The 3,770-nt window shown below is 57.5% G+C and carries 6 protein-coding genes; 2 read left to right on the top strand and 4 right to left on the bottom strand.

Translation table 11 applies throughout. From position 1 onward, the window contains the following. Window positions 1–175 precede the first annotated feature (175 nt). The 3 genes from QMX98_RS33105 to QMX98_RS33115 all read right to left on the bottom strand — a co-directional run bounded on the left by QMX98_RS33105 (window position 176) and on the right by QMX98_RS33115 (window position 1,907). Entirely contained in the window at window positions 176–775 is a 600-nt protein-coding gene (locus tag QMX98_RS33105) for a hypothetical protein (RefSeq protein ID WP_010462039.1), read from the bottom strand. Window positions 776–787: 12 nt separating this feature from the next. Beyond that, entirely contained in the window at window positions 788–1,372 is a 585-nt protein-coding gene (locus tag QMX98_RS33110; RefSeq protein ID WP_010462038.1) for a papain-like cysteine protease family protein, read from the bottom strand. A 259-nt stretch (window positions 1,373–1,631) separates the two neighbouring features. Beyond that, window positions 1,632–1,907, bottom strand: coding sequence for a hypothetical protein (locus tag QMX98_RS33115; protein WP_010462036.1), 276 nt, complete (start codon window positions 1,905–1,907; stop codon window positions 1,632–1,634). Window positions 1,908–2,049: 142 nt separating this feature from the next. Between QMX98_RS33115 and QMX98_RS33120 the strand changes: the two genes are divergently transcribed. After that, entirely contained in the window at window positions 2,050–2,379 is a 330-nt protein-coding gene (locus QMX98_RS33120) for a hypothetical protein (RefSeq protein WP_172792409.1), read from the top strand. Here QMX98_RS33120 and QMX98_RS33125 read toward each other — a convergent pair. Then, window positions 2,376–3,119 carry a thioredoxin family protein gene (locus tag QMX98_RS33125; RefSeq protein WP_282412010.1) on the bottom strand — a complete coding sequence of 248 codons (744 nt, stop codon included), beginning with the start codon at window positions 3,117–3,119 and terminating at the stop codon, window positions 2,376–2,378. The two genes, QMX98_RS33120 and QMX98_RS33125, sit on opposite strands and share 4 nt — an antisense overlap. A gap of 176 nt (window positions 3,120–3,295) precedes the next feature. Between QMX98_RS33125 and QMX98_RS33130 the strand changes: the two genes are divergently transcribed. Beyond that, window positions 3,296–3,685, top strand: a complete 390-nt coding sequence (locus tag QMX98_RS33130) for a transcriptional regulator (RefSeq protein WP_282412011.1) — start codon at window positions 3,296–3,298, stop codon at window positions 3,683–3,685. The last annotated feature ends 85 nt before the right edge of the window (window positions 3,686–3,770 follow it).

Consider the following 3,770-nt stretch of genomic DNA (forward strand, 5'->3'; position numbering starts at 1 on the left):
AGCTTGCTCCCGCTGAGGCGCGAAGCGGCCCTGAAAAGAAGGGACTGCTGCGCAGTCCAGCGGGAGCAAGCTCCCTCGCCACAGGATCCGTGTTGCTTCTGACTGACTGGTTTTAGCCGTATCGATCCAATAAAAACCCGGACAAGTGTCCGGGTTTTTTTATCTCCAGAGTTTGTCAGCTCCCCAACAGCCCACTGGTGTCCGCATCAAAGCGTTGTTTGGCTTGATCAGCCTTCGGTTTGAGTAGCGTGAGTAGCTCGGCCTCGCCGTACAACCGTGTGACCGCCAGTTCCTTTGGCGTCGGCTCAATCGGGATCAGCACGTCTTCAGTGTCGGCATGCAGCCAGATCGCCACCAAGTGCAGCGCCGAAACAAACAGCACCCGCAGCTCAACGGTTTTACCCTGCAGTTGCGGCGACTGTTCCGCCAGTTTCAACGCCCCGACCGTCGCAGCGGCGATGGCCCCATGGTTCAGCGAGGCGAACTCGACATGGCCGCGGACGTCGGCCAATTGAGCATCGGCAATCGTCACGCCATTGGAAAACACCAGGTAATGCCAATCGCCGACTTTGGCGTCTTTCAGGCCTTTGCCCTGGCTCACGTCCTCCAGGCTGAGCGAGTAACCACGGTAGGCCTCGCTCAGGCTGATGTTGCCGGGCGTGGCGCTGGCAAACTGGCGATTGACGCCGAAGCCTTGGGTTTGCAGGGCGGCTTGCAGCGCCGGACGCAATGTCTGTACGCCGTTGGAAGGCGCCTTTGGATAAGTCAGTTGCATGATGTCGCCCTCCTAGTTTTTAACGGTGAAGTAAGTGTTGGTCCAGTTGCCGCCGCCGTTGTAAGAACCGGGGAAGGAGTTCAACGCTCGGGTCGAGTAGCCGTAGATCGAGTCTGCGACCAGCACGTAGTTGCCGTTGGTGCCATAGATCGTCAGGAAGTGCGCACCGCCACCGAACCAGGCACAGCGCAAACCGATCGGTCGGCCCATGTTGATCTGATTCTGGATGGCCGACATCTGCAGCGAACCCTGATTCATGCCGTTGAAACTGCGGGTGATTCTCAGGGCTGTATCCAGATAACCATACACGTTGCACGGCCCCGGTTGATTACAGCAGTTGCGGTCCAGCGCAGTGGTGGCCACGCCGCATTGGGTCCAGGACCCGGTGCCGTAATAGTTGCCGACCGAGGCGGAAACCGCCGCCCAGCACCAGTTGGTCTGGGTTTGCTTCTGCATTGTGAAGTTGAGGCTGGCAGCAGCCAGTGCGCTGAGGGGGGCAGCCGATTCGACATCGGACAGTTGCGGGTTGAGCAGATGACCGGTCAGGCACCTTGGCAGGGTTTCGCCGGTGAATGACGTGGCTTCAGTGGTTAACATTTTCAATCCTCCATGAGTGAAAACTAGCGTCCAGCTAGTGGGTATGTAGCGGTGTGGCTGAGCGATCGGCGTATGCGGTTTGCCATGTTGGATGGCCGGCTCCGATCCGGGCTCGGGGTAACCTTAGGCAGATATATGCGTCTGTGCAAATAATTAAATGCACTAGTGCAAATTCCGGATCGAAAGGACGGCGCCTTTGGCAGCGCCGGAAGAAGCGTCATTTTTGCGTAGGAGTGACCGAAGGCTGCAATCCCTGGTTTCAGCTCTCGGCCTTTTTGTCCGCCGTCTTCAGCTCTTTCAGCCGCTGATCAATCAGCTGGCATTTGTCGGGAAGATCCGCGCTGGCGGTGCCCAAATCCATCTTCTGCAGCTCGGCGTTAATTTCTTTGGCCTTGGCCGGGTTCTGCTCGGTGAGTTTGGTCACTTCCTTGGCCAGTTGTTCGCGCTTGGCTGTGGCTTCTTCGGGAGTGCAGGCCCAGGCAGGGAGGGCGCAGGCGAGAGTGGTGACGAGGGTGAGTTTCAGCAGGGTTTTCATTGTGAGCCTCAGTCCGGGTTAAGACGGGTTAACCGGTTGAGGGCCGAAGTACGGCAAAAGTTCAGCGGCGCAGTGGTGGATCGACCGGGATTTCGTGGATGCTTAGCCTTTCCCCCCTTTTTCCTGTGCCCAAGGATCGAACATGCTTCCAAAAGCAGTGTTGATGGTACTTTTCCTGTCGCTATCAGCTTGCGGACCTTCTCGTTCAGCATGGATCGACAGCGCCAACAGCCTGGTCGGGCAGCCGATGCCCGATCTCGAAAACAAACCTTGCGATGCTCGCTGTCAGCTCATGCTGTGGTCCCCAAACAATCACGAACACCGCTATGAACGAGTGGTCGAGGGCGATGGCAATCGTTACTACTTCAACTGGCTATTCGATTGCAGTTACTCGGTGTACACCACGGCCGATGGTGTGATCCGGTCGTGGCGGTTCGAGACATCGCGGCCTGAAAGTTGTTATGTGTTTTAACGCGCATTATTCCCGTGGCAGCAGCTGGATGACGTCTTGTCTTCGTATTTGTCGTGATGCTGCACCCATTCCATGATTTCCTCTTCGTTGCGGCCCTTCGGCGTCAGGTCGAGGTAGTTATAGGCCCCTACCAACATGTCTAGGCCACGAGCATAAGTGGAGTAGGTGTGAAAGATTTCGCTGGCTTCATTGCGATAAAAGACGCTGAGGCCGGGGAGTTCTTCCTCGGCGCCGTCGGATCTTTCGTAGTTGTAGGTGGCTTTGCCAGCGGCGACGTCTTCGGCTCGGGCGGAGACGCCAAAGTCGTAGTTGAAATCGCAGCCTTCTGACGACACCCAGTCAAATTTCCAGCCCATGCGCCGTTTGAAGGCCTGGAATTCGGCGAACGGTGCGTGGGAAACGGCCACCACTGCAACGTCGTGATGAGCCAGATGCTGGTTGGCGCCGTCGATGTGGTCGGACAGGAACGAGCAGCCGGGGCAGCCTTCGTCCCATCCAGCGGCGAACATGAAGTGGTAGATGACCAGTTGGCTGCGGCCGCCGAACAGGTCGGCGAGTTTCAGTTCGCCGTTCGGGCCCTGGAAGTGGTAGTCCTTGTCGATTTTCACCCAGGGCAGGGCGCGGCGTTCGGCGCTGAGTTTGTCCCGTTCCTTTGTGAAGGCTTTTTCGTGGGCCAGGTGTTGTTTGCGGGCGGCGAGCCATTCTTCGCGGGACACGACGGGATGATTCTGAACGTTCATCAGGTTTTCTCCTTCGCAAGGCTGGGAGGTGACTTACAGAGCCTAGTCGTTTGACCTGCGTCCAATTCGACATGCCGTCGGTCGGCAGCCGCAAAAAACTCGGCTGAACGGCTGCGCGCGGTGCCGGTCACAACTTAAGAAGGCCCTCTCTCACAGGCTTTGGAGGTTGAATCAGGATGACCACTTACAACTGGGATTTGATTGAACGCTTGCTGCACGAAGTGCAACGCGGTGAGGCCAGTTTCACGCCGCGCCCGTACGCCGAGCAGCATGCGGCGGAGAAAGCGTCGGAAGGCGAAGAGACTGAAAATCTGGATCACCTGAAAGCGGTGGCCGGCGAGTATGAAAAATTACTGCTGGAGCGCGGCTATATCGAGTCTCGACCCGAAGAGCAGGGCGGCACCGGCTCCAATTACATTTTGACGCCGCGTGGCTCGAGCTTGTTGAGCCTGATCGACAGCAGCATTCCGGGTAATGACCATCCGCGGCAGGTGTTGGATGAGCAGGAAGATGCGCTGGATGAGCTGACGTTTGATGAGGTGGCGTCGAAGGCGCAGATTGCCTGAAGACCACCTGAAACCAACGTGGGAGTGAGCCTGCTCGCGATTGCGGAGTGTCAGTCGACATCGTCGTTGTCTGATACTCCATCAT

It is taken from the genome of Pseudomonas sp. PS02303 (assembly GCF_029959925.1).
Taxonomy (GTDB): Bacteria; Pseudomonadota; Gammaproteobacteria; order Pseudomonadales; family Pseudomonadaceae; genus Aquipseudomonas; species Aquipseudomonas mandelii.